This is a genomic window from Lachnoclostridium phocaeense, assembly GCF_959599685.1.
In the GTDB taxonomy this organism is placed as follows: domain Bacteria; phylum Bacillota; class Clostridia; order Lachnospirales; family Lachnospiraceae; genus Claveliimonas; species Claveliimonas monacensis.
In genome coordinates, this window is record NZ_CAUGIN010000026.1 from 16,939 (window position 1) to 41,304 (window position 24,366).

25 protein-coding genes are annotated in these 24,366 nt (G+C 52.6%); 20 read left to right on the forward strand and 5 right to left on the reverse strand.

Annotation, left to right across the window (positions count from 1 at the left end; all coding sequences use genetic code 11):
* The first annotated feature begins 23 nt into the window (after positions 1–23).
* Entirely contained in the window at positions 24–623 is a 600-nt protein-coding gene (locus Q5911_RS11330) for a TetR/AcrR family transcriptional regulator (protein WP_076777551.1), read from the forward strand.
* Positions 624–726: 103 nt separating this feature from the next.
* Here the strand turns inward: Q5911_RS11330 and Q5911_RS11335 are convergent, their stop codons facing one another.
* From Q5911_RS11335 to Q5911_RS11345, 3 genes are read right to left on the reverse strand one after another with little or no spacing between them, the layout of a single operon-like run.
* Positions 727–1,173 (reverse strand): aspartate carbamoyltransferase regulatory subunit, encoded by a 447-nt coding sequence (locus tag Q5911_RS11335; RefSeq protein ID WP_076777550.1) that lies wholly within the window; start codon positions 1,171–1,173, stop codon positions 727–729.
* Positions 1,174–1,184: 11 nt separating this feature from the next.
* Positions 1,185–2,102 carry an aspartate carbamoyltransferase gene (gene pyrB, locus Q5911_RS11340; protein ID WP_303182853.1) on the reverse strand — a complete coding sequence of 306 codons (918 nt, stop codon included), beginning with the start codon at positions 2,100–2,102 and terminating at the stop codon, positions 1,185–1,187.
* Between the two features lie 47 nt (positions 2,103–2,149).
* Positions 2,150–2,686 (reverse strand): nitroreductase family protein, encoded by a 537-nt coding sequence (locus Q5911_RS11345; protein WP_087172938.1) that lies wholly within the window; start codon positions 2,684–2,686, stop codon positions 2,150–2,152.
* A 140-nt stretch (positions 2,687–2,826) separates the two neighbouring features.
* Here Q5911_RS11345 and pheA point away from each other — a divergent pair, with 140 nt between their 5' ends.
* Positions 2,827–3,957 carry a prephenate dehydratase gene (gene pheA / locus Q5911_RS11350; RefSeq protein ID WP_226393951.1) on the forward strand — a complete coding sequence of 377 codons (1,131 nt, stop codon included), beginning with the start codon at positions 2,827–2,829 and terminating at the stop codon, positions 3,955–3,957.
* Between the two features lie 18 nt (positions 3,958–3,975).
* Positions 3,976–5,277, forward strand: a complete 1,302-nt coding sequence (locus tag Q5911_RS11355; RefSeq protein ID WP_303182856.1) for an ATP-binding protein — start codon at positions 3,976–3,978, stop codon at positions 5,275–5,277.
* Positions 5,278–5,333: 56 nt separating this feature from the next.
* Here the strand turns inward: Q5911_RS11355 and Q5911_RS11360 are convergent, their stop codons facing one another.
* Positions 5,334–7,076, reverse strand: coding sequence for an Rqc2 family fibronectin-binding protein (locus Q5911_RS11360; RefSeq protein ID WP_303182858.1), 1,743 nt, complete (start codon positions 7,074–7,076; stop codon positions 5,334–5,336).
* Positions 7,077–7,299: 223 nt separating this feature from the next.
* Here Q5911_RS11360 and Q5911_RS11365 point away from each other — a divergent pair, with 223 nt between their 5' ends.
* The 15 genes from Q5911_RS11365 to Q5911_RS11435 all read left to right on the forward strand — a co-directional run bounded on the left by Q5911_RS11365 (position 7,300) and on the right by Q5911_RS11435 (position 21,802).
* On the forward strand, positions 7,300–8,181 hold the full coding sequence (locus tag Q5911_RS11365) for a YicC/YloC family endoribonuclease (protein WP_281725969.1): 882 nt from the start codon (positions 7,300–7,302) through the stop codon (positions 8,179–8,181).
* Positions 8,182–8,199: 18 nt separating this feature from the next.
* Positions 8,200–8,829 (forward strand): guanylate kinase, encoded by a 630-nt coding sequence (gene gmk, locus Q5911_RS11370; protein WP_303182862.1) that lies wholly within the window; start codon positions 8,200–8,202, stop codon positions 8,827–8,829.
* A gap of 4 nt (positions 8,830–8,833) precedes the next feature.
* On the forward strand, positions 8,834–9,076 hold the full coding sequence (gene rpoZ / locus Q5911_RS11375) for a DNA-directed RNA polymerase subunit omega (RefSeq protein ID WP_033125466.1): 243 nt from the start codon (positions 8,834–8,836) through the stop codon (positions 9,074–9,076).
* Positions 9,077–9,145: 69 nt separating this feature from the next.
* Positions 9,146–10,468 carry a 30S ribosomal protein S12 methylthiotransferase RimO gene (gene rimO, locus Q5911_RS11380; protein WP_076777543.1) on the forward strand — a complete coding sequence of 441 codons (1,323 nt, stop codon included), beginning with the start codon at positions 9,146–9,148 and terminating at the stop codon, positions 10,466–10,468.
* Position 10,469: 1 nt separating this feature from the next.
* Positions 10,470–11,012, forward strand: a complete 543-nt coding sequence (gene pgsA / locus Q5911_RS11385) for a CDP-diacylglycerol--glycerol-3-phosphate 3-phosphatidyltransferase (RefSeq protein WP_076777542.1) — start codon at positions 10,470–10,472, stop codon at positions 11,010–11,012.
* 1 nt (position 11,013) lies between these two features.
* Entirely contained in the window at positions 11,014–12,288 is a 1,275-nt protein-coding gene (locus Q5911_RS11390; protein ID WP_303182867.1) for a competence/damage-inducible protein A, read from the forward strand.
* A gap of 18 nt (positions 12,289–12,306) precedes the next feature.
* Positions 12,307–13,752, forward strand: coding sequence for a GNAT family N-acetyltransferase (locus tag Q5911_RS11395; RefSeq protein ID WP_303182869.1), 1,446 nt, complete (start codon positions 12,307–12,309; stop codon positions 13,750–13,752).
* A gap of 36 nt (positions 13,753–13,788) precedes the next feature.
* Positions 13,789–15,972 (forward strand): DNA topoisomerase III, encoded by a 2,184-nt coding sequence (locus tag Q5911_RS11400; RefSeq protein WP_303182871.1) that lies wholly within the window; start codon positions 13,789–13,791, stop codon positions 15,970–15,972.
* A 139-nt stretch (positions 15,973–16,111) separates the two neighbouring features.
* A complete protein-coding gene (locus Q5911_RS11405) occupies positions 16,112–16,804 on the forward strand; it encodes an iron-sulfur cluster assembly scaffold protein (RefSeq protein WP_033125472.1) in 693 nt (230 codons plus the stop codon).
* Positions 16,805–16,853: 49 nt separating this feature from the next.
* Positions 16,854–17,864 (forward strand): GGGtGRT protein, encoded by a 1,011-nt coding sequence (locus tag Q5911_RS11410; protein ID WP_033125473.1) that lies wholly within the window; start codon positions 16,854–16,856, stop codon positions 17,862–17,864.
* 84 nt (positions 17,865–17,948) lie between these two features.
* Positions 17,949–19,049, forward strand: a complete 1,101-nt coding sequence (gene ytvI, locus Q5911_RS11415; protein ID WP_226393959.1) for a sporulation integral membrane protein YtvI — start codon at positions 17,949–17,951, stop codon at positions 19,047–19,049.
* Between the two features lie 9 nt (positions 19,050–19,058).
* A complete protein-coding gene (locus Q5911_RS11420; RefSeq protein ID WP_303182874.1) occupies positions 19,059–19,970 on the forward strand; it encodes a 4-hydroxy-3-methylbut-2-enyl diphosphate reductase in 912 nt (303 codons plus the stop codon).
* A 70-nt stretch (positions 19,971–20,040) separates the two neighbouring features.
* Complete coding sequence (locus tag Q5911_RS11425; RefSeq protein ID WP_303182876.1) at positions 20,041–21,054, forward strand: acyltransferase; 1,014 nt, start codon at positions 20,041–20,043, stop codon at positions 21,052–21,054.
* A gap of 209 nt (positions 21,055–21,263) precedes the next feature.
* Positions 21,264–21,449, forward strand: a complete 186-nt coding sequence (locus tag Q5911_RS11430; protein ID WP_157888405.1) for a hypothetical protein — start codon at positions 21,264–21,266, stop codon at positions 21,447–21,449.
* A gap of 32 nt (positions 21,450–21,481) precedes the next feature.
* Positions 21,482–21,802, forward strand: coding sequence for a hypothetical protein (locus Q5911_RS11435; protein ID WP_303182878.1), 321 nt, complete (start codon positions 21,482–21,484; stop codon positions 21,800–21,802).
* Between the two features lie 51 nt (positions 21,803–21,853).
* Here the strand turns inward: Q5911_RS11435 and Q5911_RS11440 are convergent, their stop codons facing one another.
* The gene (locus Q5911_RS11440; RefSeq protein ID WP_303182880.1) at positions 21,854–22,225 is read right to left on the reverse strand and encodes a hypothetical protein; all 372 of its coding nucleotides are present in this window, start codon (positions 22,223–22,225) and stop codon (positions 21,854–21,856) included.
* Positions 22,226–22,893: 668 nt separating this feature from the next.
* Here Q5911_RS11440 and Q5911_RS11445 point away from each other — a divergent pair.
* Together Q5911_RS11445 and Q5911_RS11450 are read left to right on the forward strand one after the other, a co-directional pair.
* Positions 22,894–23,235, forward strand: a complete 342-nt coding sequence (locus Q5911_RS11445) for a TIGR04076 family protein (RefSeq protein ID WP_087172952.1) — start codon at positions 22,894–22,896, stop codon at positions 23,233–23,235.
* A gap of 27 nt (positions 23,236–23,262) precedes the next feature.
* Positions 23,263–24,312 (forward strand): aldo/keto reductase, encoded by a 1,050-nt coding sequence (locus Q5911_RS11450; RefSeq protein ID WP_303182884.1) that lies wholly within the window; start codon positions 23,263–23,265, stop codon positions 24,310–24,312.
* The last annotated feature ends 54 nt before the right edge of the window (positions 24,313–24,366 follow it).

Genomic DNA, 24,366 nt, shown 5'->3' on the forward strand with positions numbered 1-24,366 from the left:
AAAAAGGACAGAGGGACAAGATAATGGAGAAGACAGAAGAAAAGAAGAGTGTAAAGAGCAGGATCATCTCGGCTGCCTGGGAGCTGTTCCGGGACAAGGGCTTTGGCGGGACGACAGTGGATGACATTATAGAAAGGTCCGGAACGTCCAAGGGTTCCTTTTACTACTATTTCAGCGCCAAGGATGAGCTGCTGAACACACTGGCGGAGATGCTGGATGACTACTACGGGGAACTGGAGGACAAGCTGGATCCCGGCGAGGACTGCTTTGAGAAGCTCCTCTATCTTAACAGGGAAATGCACGCCATGATGGAGGAGAATATCAGCATGGAGCTGCTGGCTTCCCTGTACTCCACCCAGCTTGTGGCCCAGGGAGAGAGCCAGCTCCTGAATGAGAACCGGAAATACTACAAGCTGATATCCGGGATCGTGGAGGAGGGGCAGAAGAGGGGAGAGATCCGCGGGGATGTGTCTATCCGAACGGTGGTGAAATATTACGCCATGTGCGAGAGGGCTCTCGTGACAGAGTGGTGCCTCGGAAAGGGGAGCTATTCCCTGGGAGAGTACAGCAGGGAGTATTTTCCTGTCATGATGGAGCATTTCCGGGGGACAGGCAATCCCTGAAACGCCTGAAATTTATGGAAAACACACGGAGAATGGAAACAGGGACAGATACGGCTTCTGCCATATCTGTCCCTGGATCGTCTTATACTATCTGAGGTCCTTGCTATCTGGGCCTTCTCTCATACTTTTCTTCGCAGTACATGCACCGGTAGATTTCCTTCTCCGGGTCAGTCAGGACGAATACATGGTCCAGCTCCTGCTCGATAGAGGTGATGCACCGGGGATTCTTGCACCGGATGACATTTTTTATCTTCTTGGGAAGATGGAGCGCCTTTTTCTCGATGATCTGCTCGTCCTTGATGATGTTGATGGTGATGTTGTGATCAATGAACCCCAGAATGTCCAGGTCCATAAAGTCTATGGGACACTCGATCTTCATGATGTCCTTCTTCCCCATCTTGCTGCTCTTGGCGTTCTTGATGATGGCCACGCAGCAGTCCAGCTGATCCAGGTGGAGATATTTGTAGATGTCCATACTGCGGCCTGCCTGGATGTGGTCCAGCACAAAGCCCTCGGAAATGCGTCCGACATTCAATGTATTCTTAACCATGTTTCTTCCTCCTACACTTCAATTTCCAGCAATGTCAAAATGAGAGCCATGCGGACATAGACACCGTACTGCATCTGTTTGAAATAGGCGGCTCTCGGGTCGGAGTCCACCTCCGTGGAGATCTCGTTGACGCGGGGCAGCGGATGGAGCACGTACATGTCATCCCTGGCCAGCTTCATTTTCTTTGCGTCCAGGATGTAGAAGTCCTTCATGCGCACATAGTCTTCCTCGTTGAAGAAACGCTCTTTCTGCACGCGGGTCATGTAGAGCAGATCCAGGTTCGGGATGGCCTCCTCCAGGCGGACAACCTCCTCGTAGGGAACCTGGTTCTTCTCCAGCACATCGTGGCGGATATATCCTGGCAGTCTCAGCTCCTCCGGTGAGATGAGGACAAATTTCATGCCCGGATAGCGCACCAGGGCGTGGATCAGGGAGTGGACTGTGCGTCCGAATTTCAGGTCTCCGCACAGACCGATGGTCATATTGCCCAGATGCCCTTTAAGGGACCGGATCGTCATCAGATCCGTCAGTGTCTGGGTGGGGTGCTGATGCCCTCCGTCTCCTGCGTTGATGACCGGGATAGAAGAGTGCTGGCAGGCAACCATGGGAGCTCCCTCTTTTGGATGGCGCATGGCACAGATATCCGCGTAGCAGGAGATGGTGCGGATGGTGTCAGACACGCTCTCTCCCTTGGCAGCGGAGCTGGAGTCAGCGGAGGAAAAGCCCATGATGCTCCCGCCCAGGTTCAGCATAGCTGCCTCGTGGCTTAAACGTGTTCTCGTGCTTGGCTCGTAGAACAGGGTGGCAAGCTTTTTCCCGTCGCAGGCGTGGGCATATTTCTTCGGGTCTGCCTCAATGTCCTCTGCCAGGTCCAGCAATTTATCCAGCTCTTCCACTGAAAAATCCAGTGGACTCATTAAATGTCTCATAAAAACCTCCTTCGTGTTATGTGCCCTTCTCATGGCACGGTAAAGAATTAACGGTACGTCAGAAGCTCGTCCACGCTCTTTCGCTTCGGCGCCTCGGGAGCAATGTCCGGATACCCCACTGCGATCAGTGCCCCAAGCTCACGATCAGCGGGAATGTCAAGAAGCTCTCCTATGCCGTCCTCGTCAAAAATCCCCATGATGACCGTGCCAAGGCCCGCTTCATGGGCAGCCAGACAGAAGGTCTGGCAGGCGGCTCCCACATCAAACATCTGCCAGCGGTCCCCTTTCTTTGTAGAGAAAGAGCCGTCCCTCTCAAAGCCGCTGCGCCCTTTGACAAAGGTGACAGCCAGGAGGAGCGGTGCCTGACGGATAATATGACTGTTGAATGACGGGGTGAAATCATCGGCAATTTTTGCGAGAATAGAAGAATCTTCGATAGCGATATAGCGTGTGATCTGACTGTTTTTCCAGGAAGGAGAATAGGATGCCGCCTGGATGACTGTCTCAAGAAGCTGGTGCCCCACAGGGTCCGGCTTGAATTTGCGGATACTTCTTCTGCTGAAAATGCAATCCATGGTGTTCATACTGTTCGCCTCCCTTTAGATCAATTCACCGTACCTACATCATATAATAAATGCCAAAGTTTTTCAACGTCTGACGTGGATTTTGACGTGGACTTGTATTATAATACCTTTTAGTATGTGTGCAAAAGGAGACAGAAGAAATGGCAGAATTAGAGGAACTGAGAGAACATCTGGCGCAGATCGACAGCCAGATCGCGGAATTGTACAAGAGCCGTGTGCAGGTGTGCGAAAAGATCGGCGATATCAAGATAGATGCAGGAAAGAAAGTGTTTGATAAAAAGCGGGAGAAGGATCAGCTCGCCAGGATCACCCGGAATGTGGAGGATGAGTTCCTCCGGCTGGGACTGACGGAGCTTTTTGAGCAGCTCATGTCTCAGAGCCGAAAAATGCAGTACCAGATGCTGACTAAGAAGGGAGCGCTTGGAAGGCTGCCCTTTATCGGAGTGGACAAGCTGGATTACGAGCAGTCCCGGATCGTCTTTCAGGGGACAGACGGCGCCTACTCCCAGGCAGCCATGCACGCTTATTTTGGAAAGGATATAAACAGCTTCCATGTGCAGACCTTTCGTGACGCCATGGAGGCCATAGAGGAGGGGTCTGCGGATTTTGCGGTCCTCCCCATTGAAAATTCATCAGCGGGAGTGGTGAGTGAGGTCTATGACCTGCTTGTGGAATTTGAAAATTATATCGTGGGGGAGATCATCCTCCCCATCGACCATGCTCTTGCAAGCGTGGAGGGAGCGTCCCTGGACACGATAAAGACGGTCTACTCCCATCCCCAGGCGCTGATGCAGAGCTCCAAATATCTGGATGAGCAGCCGGGATGGCAGCGGATCAGCGCACCCAACACAGCGGTAGCGGCAAAAAAGGTGCTGGAGGACGGGGATATCACTCAGGCGGCCATCTGCAGTGAGCATGCGGCTCAGATATACGGACTGAAGATACTGGACCGGAAGATAAACTACAATGACAACAACTCCACCCGGTTTATCATTGTGACGAACCAGAAGATTTTTCTGAAGGACGCGAAAAAGATCAGCATCTGCTTTGAGGTGGACCATTCCAGCGGTTCTCTCTATCACCTGCTGGCCCATTTTACCTACAATAACCTGAATATGACAAAGATCGAGTCCCGTCCGGTGGAGGGAAGGACCTGGGAGTACCGTTTCTTTGTGGACTTTGAAGGAAACATGGGGGAGGGCGCCGTGAAAAATGCCATCCGGGGCCTGCGGGAAGAGTCCAAGAGCCTGAAAATACTTGGAAACTACTGATCTGAAGGGAGAAACAATATGAGAGTACACGAACTGATCATCTATAAAAATCTGGAGCAGGAACAGATCTTAAATGACATGACGTTCCTGATGGAAAACTACAACAATGAATATTACAACGAGGAGGACCTGAAAAGCCTTCTCTTTGCGTGCACAGGCAGCATACTGGAGCTCTGTGTGGACCACGGCTTTGAGGGAAATCTCTGGCACGATTACCTGACCTTTCTCCTGGCAAACGATGAGAACGCCTACAGCACTTCCTGCGAGATCGTGGGAGAGACAGGGGGAAGCATCAATAAGGTGGCCCTCCACGACTTCTCTATCTTCAAGGAGCTGTTTGACTACGACTTCTCCGCGATGGAGGCAGGGCTTGGCGTGGACTGCGTCTCCATGATCCTGGACTACACAGGATCTGGCACCCACGGCAGTGTGTTCAACGGCCGTATCCGGGACCGGATCTGCGCTCTGGCGAAAAGCCTGGGGCAGACAAAGGACGCGGAGGAGTTCAAGGCTTCCGTGACCCAGTTCTACAAGGAGTTCGGCGTAGGCAAGCTGGGCCTTCACAAGGCTTTCCGGGTGGCCCACGACGAGGAGGGCGTCCACATTGTGCCTATCACAAAGATCGCCCATGTACAGCTTGACGAGCTGGTGGGGTATGAGAGCGCCAAGAAAAAACTCATTGACAACACAGAGGCCTTTGTGAAGGGGCGCCGGGCCAACAACTGCCTTCTCTTCGGGGACGCGGGAACCGGGAAATCCTCCTCCATCAAGGCTATCCTCAATAAATACTATGACCAGGGCCTTAGGATGATCGAGGTGTACAAGCATCAGTTCCAGGACCTCAACGATGTCATCGCCCAGATCAAGACCCGGAACTATAAATTTATCATCTACATGGACGACCTTTCCTTCGAGGAGTTTGAAATCGAATACAAATACCTGAAGGCGGTCATCGAGGGCGGACTGGAGAGAAAGCCGGACAATGTGCTCATCTACGCCACTTCCAACCGCCGCCATCTGATCCGGGAGAGCTTCCGGGATAAGGAGGAGAGAGACGAAGAGCTGCACACAAACGACACGGTGCAGGAGAAACTTTCCCTTGTGGCAAGGTTCGGTGTCACCATATATTTTGGAAAACCGGCCAAGAAAGAATTCCAGGAGATCGTCCGTCAGCTGGCAAAGAGAAACGGCATAGAGATGGACGAAGAAAAGCTCCTTCTGGAAGCCAACCGCTGGGAGCTGAACCACGGCGGCATGTCCGGGCGGACAGCTCAGCAGTTCATAGATTATCTGCTGGGGATGGAAACGCAGTCCTGCTGATCTGACTACTGATCCTGTTAATATGTTGCAGATAAAGAAGTGCGGATGAACTGATGTCAGTTCGTCCGCACTTCTTCAATTCCGCTGATATCCGAGTCAATGACAAGCGAGTAGTTTGTGTGGTAGATGACAAAGCCTGGCTTTCCGCCGCCGGGCTTTTTCACATGTTTCTTTTCAATGTAGTCGATCTCGACTTTATCGTTTCCGCGGCTCTTTGAGTAGTAGGCAGCCAGCCGGCCGGCCTCCTCAAAGGTGCGGTCCGGCAGCTCATCCCCGCCGGATTTCACGATGACGTGGGAGCCGGGCACCATCTTTGCGTGGAACCACCAGTCGTTGCCGGAGGCAAAGTGGAAAGTCAGCTCCTCGTTCTGCAGATTGTTTTTTCCTACATATATATGGTAGCCGTCGCTGGAGATGTAGTGGAAGGGGCGGCTTGTGATGCGCACCTTCTGCTTTGTGCTGCGGCGGCGGATATAACCGGTCTGGGTCAGCTCCTCCTTGATCTGTACCAGGTCCTCCTCAGCCCGGGCAATGTCCAGGGCGTTGCTGATGGACTCCAGGTACTCGATGTCATCGCGGGTCTCCTGTATGAGCTGGCTCAAGGCCTCGAAAGTCCGCTTCTGTTTGTTGTATTTTGCAAAATAGCGCTGGGCGTTCTCGCCGGCTGTGAGATGTTCGTCCAGGGGGATGGTGACTTCTTCGTTGGTATAGTAATTGAGAGCAGTCAGTTTTTTTGCGCCGGGCTCCAGGCCATAGCCGTAGGTGTTGATCAGTTCGCCGTAGACTTTGAATTTATCCCGGCCTTCCGTGTCCTTAAGCTGCCTGGACTGCAGGTCGTATTTCTTCCGGTTCCTCTCCAGGGCTGTCTGGACAACGTGACGCAGATCCGCGGACTTCTGGCGGATACGGGTCAGTGTCTCCCGGGAGGAGTAGTAGGTGCGGATCACCTGGGAGATGGAAGAAAGTTCTTCCCTTCTGTAATTGGAGAAATGACTCAAGGGCAGGGCGGAAAATTCCTTCGGTTCCGTGCCGTCGTAATAGATGGCAGGAGAGAAAGAGCCAAGACGCACCTGTTCCATATAGTAGCTGAACTGCCGGTGGAGATGGATGAGCATGTCTCCAGAGAGGTCCTCCGCTGTCATCCGGGATTCCAGGGCGGCCAGATAACAGATCTCCTCCGCCACTACCGGGCTGATGCCGGTAAAGCTGGTATAGATGGCCTTTGAGATGGGGCCTCCTTTTTCCTTCAGCGCCTGGATGAAATCTTCTTGTGTCACAGTCAGCGGATCCAGCTTGTGCATGGTATCCGGTATAAAATATTCCCGCCCCGGGAGCACCTCCCGGACAGAGCTTGTCTGGGCAGATATATGTTTGATGCTGTCGATGATGCGGCCGTTGTCATCGCAGAAGATAATGTTGCTGTGTTTTCCCATCAGCTCCACCACAAGCGTCTTTTGACAAAGATCTCCCATCTCATCCAGATGCTCGATGTCAAAGCGGATGATGCGCTCCATCTTTGGCTGATGGATGCCCACGATGCGCCCGCTGCCGATGTGCTTGCGCAGCAGCATGCAAAAGCCCGGAGCCTGCATGGGGCTCGTCTTGTTTTCGTCAGTGAGATATATAAGAGGAAGAGAGGCGCTGGCGCAGATGCACAGCCGCCTCTGTCCTGCGGGAGTCTTGACTGTCAGGAGAAGCTCATCTGCCTCCGGCTGAGCGATCTTGCTGATCCGCCCGCCTTCCAGAGCCTCCTTTAATTCTTTTGTCACAGCTGCGATCGTAATTCCGTCAAAAGCCATATAGATACAATCCTTTCTATAATTAGGTGTTCACAGTACACCACGGTTTCTAAGCTCGTGGGGGACCTCGCTAAGAAACCGGGTGTGCGTTCACACTAGGCTCGTGCGGGACCTCGCCAAGTGTTCACAGTATACCACAGAAAGGGGAGTTTGCAAAGTTGACGGAGGAGTGGAAATGAATTATAATAATGCAGTATCAAAAAGCGAAAAAGAGGTTGCCAAAATGATAAAGAGTATGACAGGCTTCGGGCGGTGTGAATTTGCTGACGGAGAGCGGAAATTTACGGTGGAGATGAAGGGTGTCAACCACCGCTACCTGGATGTCAACATCCGCATGCCCAAGAAGCTGAATTTTTTTGAGACATCTATCCGCAGTCTTTTAAAGCAGTCTGTCTCCAGAGGCAAGGTGGATATTTTTATTACCTACGAGGATCTGTCTGAGGGGCAGGCAGTGCTGAAATACAATGCGTCTCTGGCAAAGGAGTATATGGAAAGGCTCAGGGAGATGGAGGAACAGTTCGGTCTGGACAATGATGTCCGTGTGTCCACGCTGTCCCGGTATCCGGAGGTCCTCACTATGGAGGAGCAGGCCCTGGATGAAGAGGAGATATGGAACTGCCTGAAAAAAGCTATAGAGGGGGCCATTGCCCAGTTCGTGGAGACTCGGACCCTTGAGGGGGAGAACCTCCGCAGAGACATCATTGACAAGCTGGACGGCATGATGGAGCTGGTGGACTTTATCGAAGTCAGGTCTCCGCAGATCATTGCCGAGTACAGAGAAAAGCTGGAGGAGAAGGTGAAGGAGCTCCTTCAGGACACCCAGATCGACGACAGCCGCATCGCTGCAGAAGTCGTGATCTTTGCTGACAAGATCTGTACTGACGAGGAAGTGGTCCGGCTGAAGAGCCACATCAGCCATATGAAGGACGTGCTTCTCTCCGATGAGGCGGGTATAGGAAGAAAACTGGATTTTATCGCTCAGGAGATGAACAGGGAGGCAAATACCATCCTGTCCAAGGCAAACGACCTGGAAGTCTCCAACAGAGGCATTGACCTGAAGACAGAGATCGAGAAGGTCAGAGAACAGATACAGAACATAGAATAGAAAAGCGGGGACATGAACATGAGCAAGCAAAAAGGAATTCTCACCGTCCTGTCCGGTTTCTCCGGAGCAGGGAAAGGGACTGTGCTTAGAAGGCTTCTTGAGAAGTATGACAATTATGCGCTCTCCATCTCAGCAACCACAAGAGGACCCAGAGAGGGAGAGGAGAACGGCAGGGAATATTTTTTCAAAACGCGGGAAGAATTTGAAAAAATGATTGCGAAAGACAAACTGATAGAGTATGCTATGTACGTGAATAATTACTATGGCACGCCCAAAGCGTACGTGCAGGAGCAGCTCGCAGAGGGAAAAGATGTGATCCTGGAGATCGAGGTCCAGGGCGCTCTGAAGGTGAAGGAGAAATTTCCCGACACGCCCCTCATCTTTATCACGCCTCCCACCGCAGGTGAGCTGAAAAGAAGGCTGACAGACAGAGGAACAGAAAGTCCCGAAGTGGTGGAGGAGAGGATGAAGACAGCGGCAAAGGAAGCCCGCTTCATGGAGTCCTACGACTACATTATCCTCAATGAGAGAGACCGGCTGGAAGAGTGCGTGGAGGCAGTCCACGGGGTGATCCTGGCGGAGCACGAGAAGAGTACGCGCAATCAGGCATTTATTGATCATATGAAAGAAGAGTTGAAAGGAGAATAAGAATATGCTGCATCCATCATACACGGATCTGATGAAAGTAGTGAACAAAGACGTGGAGGAGGGCGAGACAAAGGTTGTCAACAGCCGTTATTCCATCGTCATGGCAACAGCAAAGAGAGCCAGACAGCTGATCGACGGCGATGTGCCTCTGGTAAAGACCAAGGACGGCGAGAAGCCCCTTTCCATCGCTATCGATGAACTGAACAGCGGCAAGATCACGATCATTGCAGAGGACTCTGAAGAATAAGCAGACGAAAACGATAAGGCAGATGCTTTTACAAGGTATCTGCCTTTCTGACTGAAAGGAGAAAAAGCTATGAATGTGCTTTTTATTTCACTGGGCTGTGATAAAAATCTGGTGGACTCAGAGGTTATGATCGGCCTGCTGGCAGACAAGGGCTACCAGATGACGGACGATGAGACCCAGGCTGATGTGATCGTCATCAACACCTGCTGTTTCATCCATGATGCCAAGGAGGAGAGCATCCAGACCATCCTGGAGATGGCAGAATACAAAAAGACAGGCACTCTGAAGGCGCTTATTGTCACCGGTTGTCTGGCCCAGAGATACCAGGAAGAGATCCTGGAGGAAATACCGGAAGTGGACGAAGTGCTGGGCACCACATCCTACGACAAGATCGTGGATGCCATACAGGAGGCACTGGAGGGAAAAAGCGGCGTCCGGATCGAGGACATCGACGCCCTGCCCCTGCCTGATACCAAGCGGCTTGTGACCACAGGCGGACATTTTGCCTACCTGAAGATCGCGGAGGGCTGCGACAAGCACTGCACCTACTGTATCATACCGAAGATCCGGGGCAACTACCGCAGCGTTCCCATGGAGCGGCTTGTGAAGGAGGCCAGGGACCTGGCGGAAGACGGCGTGAAGGAGCTGATCCTGGTGGCCCAGGAGACCACTATCTACGGGACTGACCTATACGGGGAGAAATCCTTGCACCGGCTTTTGCGGGAGCTGTGCAAAATCGATGGCATCCGGTGGATCCGGATCCTCTACTGCTACCCGGAGGAGATCGACGATTCCCTCATCCAGGTCATGAAGGAGGAGCCCAAGATCTGCCACTATCTGGATCTTCCCATCCAGCATGCCAGCACAGAGATTCTGCGCAGGATGGGACGGCGCACTTCAAGGGAGGACCTGGAGGAGATCATCGGGAAGCTGAGAAGAGAGATCCCGGACATTGCCATCCGCACCACCCTCATCACTGGATTCCCCGGGGAGACAAAGGAACAGCATGAAGAGCTGATGGACTTTGTGGATCAGATGGAATTTGACCGCCTTGGCGTCTTTACCTACTCACCGGAGGAGGGGACCCCGGCAGCCCAGATGGAAGACCAGATCCCGGAGGAAGTAAAAGAAGACCGGCAGGCAGAGCTGATGGAGCTTCAGCAGGAGATCGCCTTTGACCTGGCAGAAGACATGATCGGCCGGGAAGTGCTGGTTATGATCGAGGGAAAAGTGGCCGATGAGAACGCCTACGTGGGCAGAACCTACAAGGATGCGCCGAACGTGGATGGGCTGATCTTTGTAAATACAGATGAGGAACTGATGTCCGGCGATTTTGCCAGGGTGAAAGTCACAGGGGCAGCAGAATACGATTTGATAGGAGAGTTGATGTAAGATGAATTTGCCAAACAAACTGACCGTACTGCGGGTAATCATGGTACCATTTTTTGTATTTTTCATGCTGACGGATTTCGCCGGGGATGCAAGCAAATGGATCGCTCTTGTGATCTTCTGCGCTGCCAGTCTCACGGACATGCTGGACGGAAAGATTGCCAGAGCCAGGAACCTGGTGACAAACTTCGGGAAATTCATGGATCCTCTGGCAGATAAACTCCTTGTGTGCTCTGCCATGATCTGCCTGATCCCCTCCGGACAGCTTCCGGCCTGGGTTGTGATCGTCATCATTGCCAGGGAATTCATCATCAGCGGTTTCCGCCTTGTGGCAGCTGACAGCGGCATTGTCATCGCGGCCAGCTACTGGGGGAAATTCAAGACCGTGTCCCAGATGCTCATGGTGATCGTGCTGATCGCTGATCTGGGTGGTGTGTTTGACACCATCGGCACTGTGCTGATCTGGATCGCGCTGATCCTGACAGTGATCTCTCTGATTGATTATATTGCGAAAAACGTGGAAGTGCTGACAAAGGGAGGAATGTAGGATGACCGTTGAGCTGATATCAGTCGGTACGGAGATACTTCTTGGAAATATTGTAAATACAAACGCCGCCTATCTGGCGGAGAAGATCGCCCTTCTGGGGCTCTCCTGCTACCACCAGAGCGCGGTGGGAGACAATGAGGAGCGTCTGGAGGACGCCATCCGGCTGGCCCTCTCCAGATCCGACATTGTGATCCTGAGCGGCGGCCTTGGACCCACCAAGGATGACCTGACAAAAGAAGTGACGGCAAAAGTGTTCGGGAGAGAGCTCTATGAGGATGCCCACTCCAAAGAGCGGATCCAGGCTTACTTTGACAGGAGGAGAGCCCAGGGCCGGGAGATCACGGCCAACAACTGGAAGCAGGCCCTTGTCCCGGAGGGAGCCATTGTGGTGGACAACTACAACGGCACAGCGCCGGGCATCATCCTGGAGGATAAGGAAAATAGGAAGACAGCCATCCTGCTGCCGGGACCTCCCAATGAGATCCGGCCCATGTTTGAGCGGGACATAGCGCCCTATCTGAATAAACTGCAGCCGGAGGGCATCTACTCAAAAATGGTGAAGATCTGTTCCATCGGCGAGAGCCAGGCAGAGACTATGGTGGCAGATCTGATGGATGCCCAGAGCAACCCCACTCTTGCGCCCTATGCCAAGACAGGTGAGGTGCATTTCCGGGTGACTGCCAAGGCAGCTGACGAGGAGACAGCCTGCAGGCTCATGGAGCCCATGCTTCAGGAGCTTAAGAAGCGGTTTGGGGATTACATCTATACTATGGACGAGGAAGTGACTCTGGAAGAGGCAGTTGTGGACATGCTTCGGGAGAGACAGATGACAGTTACTACGGCCGAGTCCTGCACAGGGGGACTGCTGGCCGGAAGGATCATGAATGTCCCCGGCGCTTCCAGCGTTTACAGGGAGGGGTATATCACCTACTCTAATGAAGCAAAAGAAAAGCTCCTAGGCGTAGAGCACCAGACGCTGGAGACCGTTGGGGCGGTGAGCCCGGAGACGGCGGAACAGATGGCCAGGGGCGCAGCACGCCAGGCAGGGGCAGACGCGGCCCTGGCTGTCACCGGCATTGCAGGGCCGGACGGAGGAACGCCGGAGAAGCCGGTGGGTCTTGTGTACATTGGGTGCTGTGTGCAGGGAAGGATCCGGGTGGAAGAATTCCACTTTACCGGAAACCGCAGCAAGAACCGCGACTACGCTGTCGTCAGGGCACTGACCCTGCTGCGGGAAGAGCTTCTCCGGGATCAGACACAGGCAGAGATACGATAGAAGAAGGAGGAAGATCCTATGATCATACGCAGACTGGAAGGACAGGAGGTACTGGATGCGCTCCATCTTGTGTGGGAAGTGTTTGCACAGGATGTGGCGCCTCTGTATACAGCAGAGGGTGTGGCTTCTTTTCAGGATTTCATCAGATATCCAAACATAGAGAAAAAGATGCAGGCAGAAGGGCTGGCTCTCTTCGGCGCCTTTGAGGGGCCACAGATGCTGGGAGCAGGGGGAATTCTGCCCACAGGACATATCGCCCTTCTCTTTGTGAGGCGGGAATACCAGCACAGAGGGATTGGGAAAGCCCTTTTGATGGAGATGTGTTCTTTCGCAGTCCAGGTGTACGGCGTGCAGAAATTTACTGTCAACGCCTCTCCGGGAGCGGTGGATGCCTACCGGCACATGGGGATGCATGACACGGCGCCGGAGCAGAATGCAGGCGGGATGCGCTTTATTCCTATGGAGATGTGGGCTGCATCTGTCCCTATCAGAAAGAAGAGGGGAAAAGGCATGTATATCGCCGGTGCGGTGGGAGCTCTGTGTCTTGTGCTGACCTTTGTGGTAGGCGCTGCCATTACCAGGGAACTGGACTACGCAGCCGAGAACGGCGTGGACGGATACCTGGAGGACGGCGGCCAGTGGGGAGAGGACGGCTCCTCTATCGAGGACTGGTATGATGAATTCTACGGGGATTATGGGCAGGATGACAGCGAACCTCAGGAAGAGTCAGGCATAGACGCCATTCCGGAGTATGTGGATGAGGACTGCGGTTATGAGGTGACAGAGGACAATTATACCTACACGGCGGATAACACCAGCAGTACGACGATCCAGTTCGAGGTCTATTATCCCCAGGTGGACGGCCTGGATGCAGCTGTGCAGGAGAGCGTGAACGCTGCGCTTCAGGACTGCGCCCTGGCTTCTGTGGACAAGCTTTACCTGGACCCTTCCGACGAGATGAAGGAGAAGGTGCTGGGGGAGGAGTACCCGGTGCTGGCCAGCTTTGTGGAATATAAAGTGACCTATCAGAGTCAGTCCCTTTTAAGTGTTGTGTTCCAGGATTACAGCTACGAGGGAAGCGAGAGTGATTATCACGTGGCTCTGCGCTGTGTCAATATCAACCTGCAGGACGGGACTCTCTACGAGGTGAAAGATATTGTCAGCCTGGACGACCATTTTGTCTCTGCGTGGGCAGAAGGCATGCGGGACGAGGCAGATGACGATACGCTTCTGTCCGAACTGAACACAGAAGACATGAAGGCTGTCCTGGGCGGAGATACGAAAGACGGCGTCTACGAGCCGGAATTTTTCGTGGATGCAGAAGGCCTGGAGATCGGCCTGTCCTTCCGCTATCCGGCGTACAGCCAGGATGACAGAGGCTATGCCTGGGTGACAGCCCCCTTTGAATTTGATGAGATAGCAGCCTTTGCCTCAGACAGCAGTTTCTGGACACTGGTCCGGTAGAATAGAGTTTCTGAAAATATAGGAGAAGATTTGTAAATGAAAGCATTGGTTATCGCAGAAAAGCCGTCGGTGGCAAGAGATATCGCCAGAGTGTTAAAGTGCGGGAAAAATATTTCCGGAGCCATTGAGGGCGGACAGTACATCGTCACCTGGGGGCTTGGGCATCTTGTAACCCTGGCAGACCCGGAGGACTATGATCCCAAGTATAAGGCCTGGAAGCTGGATGATCTTCCCCTGATGCCCAAGGAATTTAAGCTGGAAGTGATCCGCCAGAGCCAGAAACAGTATCAGGCCGTCAAAGCCCAGATCCACAGGAAGGATGTGGGGGAGATCATCATCGCCACAGACGCTGGCCGGGAGGGCGAGCTGGTAGCCAGGCTGATCCTTGCCAAGGCGGGCAGCAAAAAGCCCATCAAGAGACTCTGGATCTCCTCCGTCACAGACAAGGCTATCCGGGAAGGATTTGCCCATCTGCGGAACGGCCATGACTATGACCCGCTCTACGACGCTGCTCTGTGCCGTGCGGAGGCGGACTGGCTTGTGGGGATCAACGCCACGCGGGCGCTGACCTGCAAGTATAACGCCCAGCTCTCCTGCGGCAGGGTCCAGACCCCCACCCTGGCCATTGTGGCAAAAAGAGAGGAGCAGATCCGCAGCTTTGTCCCCCAGACATACTATGGCATGCGGGCGGCCGCAAAGGGACTCACTCTTGTGTGGAAAGATGGGAAGTCGGGGAGCACAAGAACCTTTGATAGAGGAAAGATCCAGAACCTGAAAAAGGAACTGGAAGGGGAGGAGGCAGTGATCCGGGAAGTGAAAGCGTCCAGGAAAAAGACATACGCGCCTCTTCTCTATGATCTGACAGAACTCCAGAAGGACGCCTACAAAAAGTTTGGCTTCTCCCCCAAGGAGACACTGAACATCATGCAGCGGCTCTATGAGAACCACAAGGTGCTGACCTATCCCAGGACAGACTCCCGATATATCAGCAGCGATATTGTGCCTACCATAAAAGACAGGATCGGCGCCTGCGCTGTAGGTCCCTACCGGAAGCTGGCCGCAAAGGTGATGCGTGTCCAGGTGAGTCCAAAGGCCTCCTTTGTGAATGATAAAAAGGTGTCCGACCACCACGCTATTATTCCCACAGAGCAGTATGTGGAGCTGACCCACATGACAAACGAAGAGAGAAAGATCTACGATCTGGTGGTAAGAAGATTCCTGGCTGTCCTCTATCCCCCGGCAGAGTATGAGGAGATTCAGCTTACTGCCTCTGTCGGGAGAGAAGACTTCACTGCCAAAGGAAAACATATGCTGAAAGAAGGATGGCGGGAAGTCTATGACTCTGACCAGGAGGAAGAGGAAGATGACGAGGAGGATGTAAGAAGCCAGGCACTTCCGAAGCTGGAGAAGGGAAGCCGGATCAGCGGCCTTCACCTTACTGTCACCGAGGGCCGGACAAAGCCCCCTGCCAGATTTAATGAGGGCACCCTTCTGGCGGCGATGGAGAACCCGGCAGCCTACATGGAAAGCCATGACAAAAAGGCGGCAAAGACGCTGGGAGAGACCGGCGGCCTGGGGACTGTGGCTACAAGGGCGGACATCATGGACAAGCTGTTCGGCAGTTTCCTCCTTGAGAAGCGGGGAAATGAGATCTATCTCACCTCCAAGGCAAAACAGCTTTTAGAGCTGGTTCCTGCGGACCTGAAAAAGCCGGAGCTCACAGCTGACTGGGAGATGAAGCTCTCCCGTATTGCGGAAGGAAAGCTGAAGCGGACTGCCTTTATGCACGATATCCGGGATTACGCCGGGGCAGTCACAGAGGAGATCCGCACCGGCACAGGAACCTTCCGCCACGACAATCTGACCAACACCAAATGCCCGGTCTGCGGCAAGCGGATGCTGAAGGTGAAGGGAAAGAACGCGGAGATGCTGGTGTGTCAGGACAGAGAGTGCGGCCACCGGGAGACCATTGCCCGCACCTCCAACGCACGGTGTCCAAACTGCCACAAGAAGATGATGCTCAAAGGGCAGGGAGACGGGCAGGTCTTTGTCTGCTCCTGCGGATACAAGGAGAAGCTGTCCGCCTTCAAAGAGCGCAGAAAGAAAGAGGGGGCAGGCGTCAGCAAGCGGGATGTTCGGAAATATCTGGACAGGCAGAAGGACGAACCTGTCAACACGGCATTTGCGGATGCCCTCGCAGGCATAAAGCTGGACCAGTAGAAAAATTGCTGAAACCAGATTGACGAATGTCGAAAATTATGAGAAAATGATTTTAGGTATGGGTTAAATATATAACGACCCTGCAAATAATCCGTACATGCAGCCAAGGGCATGTACGCATATCGAAAGGAGTTTTAAAATGATTTATTCACATGAAGTAGAAATGATGTGTCCGGTAGCTCAGGGTGCAAATCACGGACCGGCTCCGATCCCGGAAGAAGCAAAATGGGTACAGGCTAAAGAGATCAAAGACATCTCCGGATTTACACACGGTGTGGGCTGGTGTGCGCCTCAGCAGGGAGCATGCAAGCTGACACTGAATGTAAAAGACGGTATAATCCAGGAGGCTCTTGTTGAGACACTGGGATGTTCCGGAATGACTCACTCCGCAGCTATGGCTTCCGAGATCCTGCCTGGAAAGACAATTCTTGAGGCACTGAACACAGACCTTGTCTGTGATGCTATCAACACAGCCATGAGAGAGCTCTTCCTCCAGATCGTTTACGGAAGAACACAGAGTGCGTTCTCTGAGAACGGCCTTGCTATCGGAGCAGGACTGGAAGACCTCGGAAAAGGACTCCGTTCACAGGTTGGAACCATGTATGGTACATTAGCCAAAGGTCCCCGTTACCTTGAGATGGCAGAGGGATATGTAACAGGTATCGCTCTTGACGAGAACGATGAGATCATCGGATACCAGTTCGTAAACCTTGGAAAACTGACAGACTTTATCAAAAACGGCGATACACCGAACGATGCCTGGGAGAAGGCAAAAGGCCAGTACGGACGTGTGGATGACGCTGTGAAGATCATCGATCCGCGCAAAGAGTAATAGCAGGTTGTCGCAGAGAATAAAGGTAATAATTCAGGAGGATACATAAATGGCTTTATTTGAATCATATGAAAGAAGAATTGATAAAATCAATGAAGTATTAAACAGCTACGGCATTGCTTCACTGGAAGAAGCTGAGAAGATCACAAAAGATGCCGGACTGGACGTATACAATCAGATCAAAGGTATTCAGCCGATCTGTTTCGAGAATGCATGCTGGGCTTACATCACAGGTGCAGCTATCGCCATCAAGAAGGGCTGTGAGACAGCTGCAGACGCCGCAGCAGCCATCGGAGAGGGCCTGCAGGCTTTCTGTATTCCGGGATCCGTTGCTGACCAGCGTAAAGTAGGTCTTGGACATGGTAACCTTGGCAAGATGCTCCTTGAGGAGACAACAGACTGCTTCTGCTTCCTGGCTGGACATGAGTCCTTCGCAGCAGCAGAGGGTGCGATCGGTATCGCTGAGAAAGCAAACAAAGTGCGCAAAAAACCTCTCCGTGTTATCCTGAACGGACTTGGAAAAGACGCTGCAAAGATCATTTCCAGGATCAACGGTTTCACATACGTACAGACAGAGTACGACTACTTCACAGGCGAGCTGAAAGAAGTACAGAGAATTGCTTACTCTGACGGACTTCGCTCCAAAGTAAACTGCTACGGTGCAAACGACGTGCGCGAGGGTGTTGCCATCATGTGGAAAGAGGGCGTTGACGTTTCCATCACAGGTAACTCCACAAACCCGACACGTTTCCAGCATCCGGTTGCAGGAACATACAAAAAAGAGTGCGTAGAGGCAGGAAAGAAATACTTCTCCGTTGCATCTGGCGGTGGTACAGGACGTACACTTCACCCGGACAACATGGCTGCAGGACCGGCTTCCTACGGTATGACAGATACAATGGGACGTATGCATTCTGACGCTCAGTTTGCAGGATCCTCTTCCGTACCGGCTCACGTAGAGATGATGGGGCTGATCGGTGCAGGAAACAACCCGATGGTAGGTATGACTGTTGCAGTTGCCGTTTCTATTGAGGAAGCAAAGAAAGCCGGCAAATTCTAGGAAAAGATCAAAGTGGACTTCCCGGAGCAGCGCAGGCTGCGGGGAAGTCCTTTTTTCATGCTGATGAGAGTGGAGACAAATATTATGGAAAAGAAAAGAGCGTTCCTGATCAATATAGGCTATTATGGCTTTTTTGTGATCCTGCTGCTTCTGGCGGCCAGGTACCTGCTTCCGGTGCTGATGCCCTTTCTCGTGGCTTTTGTCCTGGCTTTCCTGATCCAGAGGCCGGCGGCGTGGATAGCACGGCGCCTGAGAGCTCCGAAGGGGAGACTTTCCGTGCTGCTGCTGGTCCTTGTCTATGTGGCCGTGTTTGGCGTTGCGTTTTCGGGAGGGGGAAGGGTGTTTGCCGTGATCCGGGAGTTTGTGATCGATGTGCCGGATATTTACCGCAGGGATATCCTGCCGCTTCTCAACTATGTGCTGGAGGGGGTGGCGGAGAACCTCTCGGAGGCGGATCCCTTCGTGTCGGCTCAGATCGAGAACAGTCTGCAGCAGGCGGTGCAGAGCATCGGGCAGATGGTGTCCGGCCTCTCGGTTACTCTCCTGCAGATGGTATCTGAATTTATTACAGGAGTTCCATCCGTACTGATACGTGTTGTGCTCACAGTCATCACATCCTTTTACATTTGTTCGGACTATGACAGGATCCTGGCCGCACTCTGGAGACTTCTGCCGGACAGATGGCAGAACCTGTGCAGGGATATCAAGCAATACGGGCTCAATATGATCCGGGTCTATATCCGGTCCTACTCCCTGTTGTTCCTTCTGACGTTTACAGAGCTGACCATAGGTTTTCTGATCTTTCAGATCCCACACTCGCTGCTAGTGGCCGTTCTGATCGCAATATTTGATATTCTGCCGGTTCTGGGAACAGGCGGCGTCCTGATCCCGTGGGCCGTGATCCTGGCGGTGATCGGGAATTATCCTCTGGCTGCGGGGATCCTGATCCTCTATGTCATCATCACGGTCGTCAGGAACTCTGTGGAGCCCAGGATCGTTGGCAAACAGATCGGACTTCATCCGCTGCTCACCCTGATCGCCATGTTCACTGGAGTCAGCCTGGCCGGTCTGCCGGGTCTGATCCTTCTGCCCATGGCAGTGATGATATTTGTCAATATGGAGAAGAACGGTGCGATCCATATATTCGGCGGCGTAAAAGAAGAAAACAGACAGGAAAGAGATTGAGGTGAAAAAATGCAGGTCAAAGCGATAACCCCGAGGGGATACTGTAAGGGCGTGGTCCGCGCCATAGAGATGGCCAAAAAGGCACAGAATGAAAAAAAGCCCATCGTGATCCTGGGCATGATCGTCCATAATAAGTATATTGTCGAGGCCCTCAAAGAGATGGGAATCGAGACCATCGATCATCCGGGCAAGACCCGTCTGGAACTTTTAGATGAGATCCAGGAAGGGACTGTGATCATTACAGCCCACGGAGCCGGAGACCAGGTGTTTAAAAAGGCGCGGGATAAAGGGCTCCATGTCATTGACGCGTCCTGTCTCGATGTCATCAAGACCCATAATGTGATCAAGACAAGGCTGAAGGAAGGGATGGAAGTGCTGTACTTCGGGAAGGCCGGGCATCCGGAGGCCGAAGGGGCTGTCTCGATTGACAGCGACCGGGTTCATCTCATCACCTGTAAAGAGGATCTCCAGGCGATAGATCCGGGCAAGTCTTACGTCATCACAAACCAGACGACCATGTCCCTCTATGATGTCCGGGATCTGTGTGAGTATGCAGAGGCATCCCTTCCCCATGTGATCGTCGAGAAAGAGACATGCACGGCCACCAAGATCAGGCAGGAGGCCATCAAACATATGGATGAGGATATTGATATTGTATTTATCGTAGGCGATCCCCACTCCAACAACACGCAGAAGCTGGCTGCCATTGCAAGGGAGAAAAGGGAAGTCCACATGATCGAGAGCCTGGATGACCTGGATGTGGAGCTGCTGAAGGGAAAGAAAAAGGCGGCTGTCTCCTCAGGAGCTTCCACCCCCACCTATCTGACCAATCAGGTCATCCGGTTTCTTCAGCAGTTCGATGAAAACGTGCCGGCCACCTATCACAAGCCGCCCATTGATCTGCGCAAAATTCTTGACTGACACACGTGCTTTGGGCAAGTGTCAGGCGAAAAAGGGCGGCTTTTTGGCCTGGTCAGAGAAAGGGAACCTGATGAGAGAAAAAAATTACAATCTGGAACTGATACGTATGGTATCCTTTGTCCTGGTGATCGCCATACATGTGAGCAATTATTTTTGCCGCGGCTACGGGGAGATCCCTGAAAGTGAATATCTTTTTTCTCTCGTGGTGGATACCGCTGCGAGAGTGAGCGTGCCCTGCTTTTTTATGATCACCGGGGCGCTTCTCATGGGGAGGGATGAGCCCCTTGAAAAGCATGTGAAGAGACTTCTCAGATTTTTTACCGTACTTGTGGTGTGGAGCCTTGTCTACTATCTGTGGAATACCTTTTACATGAAATCGGAGTTTGATCTGCGGACCATTCTCTATGAGCCTGTGGAAGCACACCTGTGGTATCTGTATGCCATGATACCCATCTATCTTGTTCTGCCATTTCTGCAGGTGATGTGCAGGAACTTCAGCGAGAAGCTGGAGAAGGCTTTTTTTGTGGTGACAACAGGAACGGTGCTCGCCAATTATCTCCTGTGGCTGATGCATGGCGAATTTTACTACGATCCGCCTCTGATAGGGGACAGGGTCTATGTCTACTATCTGTACGCGGGATACTATCTCTATAAATACAAGGACCGTATCCGCCTCAGCCAGCCGGCGGCAATGGGGATCTGTCTGGCAAGTCTTGGGGCGGCCTTTGGCATTACGCTGGGGGCAACAGTAGCCCAGGCGGACCATTATGAGGGCGCACTGACCTACGGCATGCCTCTGATCGTGCTCGCGTCTGCCATGTTCTTCCTGTTTATGCTGCGGCTTGGAAGGGGAAAGATCCGGTTAGGGGAGAGGACAAAAAAGGTGATAGATCTTTTCTGCGGGTGCTCTTTTGGTATCTACCTGATCCACATCCTCTTTCTGGACAATTACAAAAAGCATATGGAACCTTATGATCTGTCTGCCTGGATCGCAGTGCCATCGCTTGTGGCGGGGATCGCCGCTGTTTCCTTTCTGTGTGTCTGGCTGATGAGGAAGACCAGGATCGGAAGGAAGATTACCTGATCTGCCGGCACGGTTTACCGCGTCGTTGATTGACAAGGACCGTCAGTCTTACTACAATAAAAGCAGCAGAAATGAGAAAGGGGGCAGGTGACCGGATGATACAATTAAACGAACAGGCCAAAGAATATATGGCAAAACTGGGGTGGAGTGATCTGGTGCTGAGTGTAGAGGAATACACCAGCTGATGTGCGCCTCCGTACAAGGAGATCGTGGTAAGTTTTACCCGAGAGGATAAGGGAGCCATGGAAGCAAAGGGCTATGTGGCAGGAAAGAGCGAGGTGGGATACGTGTATTACCCAGCGGAAGGGGTGAAGACTTCGGAGGAAATAGCTGTGAATTATATAGAATATCCTTGGCTTACCAGATTTGAAGTGGAAGGGATCGAGCCGTCGTAGAGCCGGCGGCAGGTGAAGGAGGGGGATGCTTTATGGACAGCCGGACTGTAATGGAGCTTGTGCTGGTCGCAGTACTTGCGGTTTTGGGCATTGCCATGACCGTCTATGAGAGCAGGAGGGTGACAGAGCCGACAACCGTGCAGACTACGCCTTACCGCTCTGTCCTGATCAGCGGGATGACAGCCGCTCTCGCAGCAACCGTGTTATGCGTGGCCGCACTGTGGGAGCATGCAGGGATGTACAGCATTCTGGCGGCCGGAGCATATCTGGCGGTGTATTTTCTCGTCAGATATTTCTGCGTGAAGAAGCGGGACGAGCGGAACTGGGACGGCCAGAACGGCCGGAACAGCTAGAAAAAACTCTGTGCAGATTCATTGTCTTTCATCTGCACAGAGTTTTTTCTGTCATGTGGAGACGATGGTAAAATAGTATTTCCGGTCTCCCACAGTGACCCGGAAAATGGTGTCATTGAATGAGCGCTTCCACCTGTACAGAAATGGCAGGACCTGTTCTACCTCCACATCGTATCCTTCATACATTTCTTCTCTCTGAACGGATACATCCCCGGAGCTGATACAGAAGAGCCAGAGAGTGTCAATGTCGGCGTCGTGGCGCCTGGTGGAGCCCGCGTCCCACTGGACCAGATAGTCGTCCACAGGCAGCCGTGTCAGCAGCCCGTCCCTGGCAAATACAGTGGGGTTTAACCAGAAAATAAGCAGAAACAGCAGGATGGCTACGGCCAAAAGAAACAGCAGTCGTTTTTTCTTTGCCTTCATTTACACCGCCTCCTGGGAGAAAATGGATGCCTTTTTTAACTATTTCAAAAAGATACTGACAACTTCTTTCCGTATGATATAAAATTATAGCACAGAAAGAGGTGAAAGCGATGATCAATTACTTGGAAAATGCACAGAAGCTGGTCACGGACAGCGGGGGGCTTGAGCTGGGGGCTGACCGGCTGGTGAAGTTGATGAAGAGCAGTTGAGAAAACAATTTCAAAAAACAATTGATAAAAAAACAAATTGACAGACAAGTATGTCCGGTGCTATACTTACTACCATAAACCGGAGACGGGGAAGTTGTATTGTCAAACGGTCTGCAGCGAATTCGGGATGGTGGAAGCCGAAGAGACGTCAGTGGCAGTAAGTGGGCCCCGGAGGGCGAAGTGAAAAGAAGAGGTCTGCATCTGAACAGTTTTTGCGGGCGGCTTCCCAGTAGCCGAGACGCAAGGCCAGCGTTAGAGGGCCAGGGATGTGATGGCATTCCGGCAGAGTGGGCATATCATATACGATTTGTCAAACAAGGTGGTACCGCAGGTTTTTACCTGTCCTTGAAGTGTTTTCAAGGACGGGTTTTTTTATATTACAGGAAAGTCCTTCGGGCTCCACTGTTGCAGAAAATCTGTCAGCCGGGTGCACTAGGAAGACAGTCTGGAGGTGAGAAAATGGATGACAGCTTTATGCTCTATGACCTGAAGGTGGAAGTGATCGGGTCAGAGAAGCCCATGGTGTGCAGCCATAAGGAAGGAGATCATTTTCTGGTGATAGGAGAAAATCTTGTCTTTCCGGAAAACAATTCCTTTTCCATGTACGCCCTGAGCGCGCTGCTCCCCCTGCTGCCTGCGAAGCAGCGGGTGCTGGATCAGAACGACTGGATGCTCTCGGACAGCGTCATTGCCTGTCCGGACCCGAACTGCGGGGCGAGATTTAAGATCACCCGCATCGGGAAGAGAAAATTCAGTCACGGCGAGTGTACAGTGGAACCTCTGTACAGAGGGGAAGATTAAAGGACACAAAAAAGGAGAAGACAGACTATGACAGAGAAGATCGAACTTACAGACGGCTATAAGATAAACAGAGTGATCAACGGGTGCTGGCAGCTCTCTGAGGGGCACACCATCAAGAATGATCTGGATTTTGGCGATGTGATGCGGGCCTTCCACATGCTGACCGAGAGAGGATTTACCACCTTTGACTGCGGCGACATCTACACAGGGGTGGAGGAGTTCCTGGGGAAATTCGTGCTGGAGCTGAAAAACGGCAGCGGCGTCTCCCCGGCAGACATCCAGATACACACGAAATACGTACCGGACCTGGATATGCTGGACAAAGTGGATTTCCAGTACACGGAAAAGATCATTGACAGGAGCCTTAAGAGGCTGAACAGGGATGTACTGGACATGGTGCAGTTCCACTGGTGGGATTACGATGTGCCGGGATGCGTGGAGACAGCCGGATATCTGTGCAGGCTGAAAGAGAAGGGGAAGATCCGCAACATCAGCGTCACCAATTTCGACACGTCTCATCTGGCAGAGCTGGTGGATGCGGGGATTCCTGTGGTCACAAGCCAGACCCAGTACTCTGTGTTCGACAGAAGGCCGGAGAAAGGATATCTGGATTACCTGAAGCAGCATCACATCCCCATGCTCTGCTACGGAACCCTGTCCGGCGGATTTCTGGCGGAGAGATGGATCGGGAAGAAGATGGAGGAGCCGGAGACAAGGTCCCAGGTGAAATACATGCAGGTCATCGAGGACTCCCTCGGCTGGGACGGGTATCAGCAGCTTCTCCTCATACTGAAGGACATCGCTGATAAATACGGCGTAGGCATCTCCCAGGTGGCATCCCGGTATATCCTGAGTCAGGAGGGCGTGGGAGCCGCCATCATCGGCGTCAGGAACAGCCGCCACGTGGAGGACAATATGGGGATATTCTCCTTTGAGCTCTCTGAGGAAGATATACAGAGGATACGGAGCTTCCTTAAGCAGTACCCCACAGTGGAGGGGGAGCCCTTCCAGCAGGAGAGGACCGTGGGGTCCAAGTACAGGAGCATCATGTGGATGAACTTAAGTGAGGAAGAGTAAAAGGTAGTGTCAAATAAGTTATGAAAAAGCGAAGCCTAAAAAATAGGCTCCGAT

Excerpts from the sequence above, each read along its gene's own strand:
- Q5911_RS11410 (WP_033125473.1), top strand. The coding sequence starts at position 16,854 with ATGGCTTTATTTGAATCATATGAAAGAAGAATTGATAAAATCAATGAA.
- gmk (WP_303182862.1), top strand. The coding sequence starts at position 8,200 with ATGAGCAAGCAAAAAGGAATTCTCACCGTCCTGTCCGGTTTCTCCGGA.
- Q5911_RS11335 (WP_076777550.1), bottom strand. The coding sequence starts at position 1,173 with ATGGTTAAGAATACATTGAATGTCGGACGCATTTCCGAGGGCTTTGTG.
- rimO (WP_076777543.1), top strand. The coding sequence starts at position 9,146 with ATGAATGTGCTTTTTATTTCACTGGGCTGTGATAAAAATCTGGTGGAC.
- Q5911_RS11345 (WP_087172938.1), bottom strand. The coding sequence starts at position 2,686 with ATGAACACCATGGATTGCATTTTCAGCAGAAGAAGTATCCGCAAATTC.
- Q5911_RS11395 (WP_303182869.1), top strand. The coding sequence starts at position 12,307 with ATGATCATACGCAGACTGGAAGGACAGGAGGTACTGGATGCGCTCCAT.
- Q5911_RS11450 (WP_303182884.1), top strand. The coding sequence starts at position 23,263 with ATGACAGAGAAGATCGAACTTACAGACGGCTATAAGATAAACAGAGTG.
- pheA (WP_226393951.1), top strand. The coding sequence starts at position 2,827 with ATGGCAGAATTAGAGGAACTGAGAGAACATCTGGCGCAGATCGACAGC.
- Q5911_RS11390 (WP_303182867.1), top strand. The coding sequence starts at position 11,014 with ATGACCGTTGAGCTGATATCAGTCGGTACGGAGATACTTCTTGGAAAT.
- Q5911_RS11360 (WP_303182858.1), bottom strand. The coding sequence starts at position 7,076 with ATGGCTTTTGACGGAATTACGATCGCAGCTGTGACAAAAGAATTAAAG.
- Q5911_RS11400 (WP_303182871.1), top strand. The coding sequence starts at position 13,789 with ATGAAAGCATTGGTTATCGCAGAAAAGCCGTCGGTGGCAAGAGATATC.
- ytvI (WP_226393959.1), top strand. The coding sequence starts at position 17,949 with ATGGAAAAGAAAAGAGCGTTCCTGATCAATATAGGCTATTATGGCTTT.
- rpoZ (WP_033125466.1), top strand. The coding sequence starts at position 8,834 with ATGCTGCATCCATCATACACGGATCTGATGAAAGTAGTGAACAAAGAC.
- Q5911_RS11420 (WP_303182874.1), top strand. The coding sequence starts at position 19,059 with ATGCAGGTCAAAGCGATAACCCCGAGGGGATACTGTAAGGGCGTGGTC.
- Q5911_RS11425 (WP_303182876.1), top strand. The coding sequence starts at position 20,041 with ATGAGAGAAAAAAATTACAATCTGGAACTGATACGTATGGTATCCTTT.
- Q5911_RS11365 (WP_281725969.1), top strand. The coding sequence starts at position 7,300 with ATGATAAAGAGTATGACAGGCTTCGGGCGGTGTGAATTTGCTGACGGA.
- Q5911_RS11435 (WP_303182878.1), top strand. The coding sequence starts at position 21,482 with ATGGACAGCCGGACTGTAATGGAGCTTGTGCTGGTCGCAGTACTTGCG.
- Q5911_RS11405 (WP_033125472.1), top strand. The coding sequence starts at position 16,112 with ATGATTTATTCACATGAAGTAGAAATGATGTGTCCGGTAGCTCAGGGT.
- pyrB (WP_303182853.1), bottom strand. The coding sequence starts at position 2,102 with ATGAGACATTTAATGAGTCCACTGGATTTTTCAGTGGAAGAGCTGGAT.
- Q5911_RS11330 (WP_076777551.1), top strand. The coding sequence starts at position 24 with ATGGAGAAGACAGAAGAAAAGAAGAGTGTAAAGAGCAGGATCATCTCG.
- Q5911_RS11440 (WP_303182880.1), bottom strand. The coding sequence starts at position 22,225 with ATGAAGGCAAAGAAAAAACGACTGCTGTTTCTTTTGGCCGTAGCCATC.
- pgsA (WP_076777542.1), top strand. The coding sequence starts at position 10,470 with ATGAATTTGCCAAACAAACTGACCGTACTGCGGGTAATCATGGTACCA.
- Q5911_RS11445 (WP_087172952.1), top strand. The coding sequence starts at position 22,894 with ATGGATGACAGCTTTATGCTCTATGACCTGAAGGTGGAAGTGATCGGG.
- Q5911_RS11355 (WP_303182856.1), top strand. The coding sequence starts at position 3,976 with ATGAGAGTACACGAACTGATCATCTATAAAAATCTGGAGCAGGAACAG.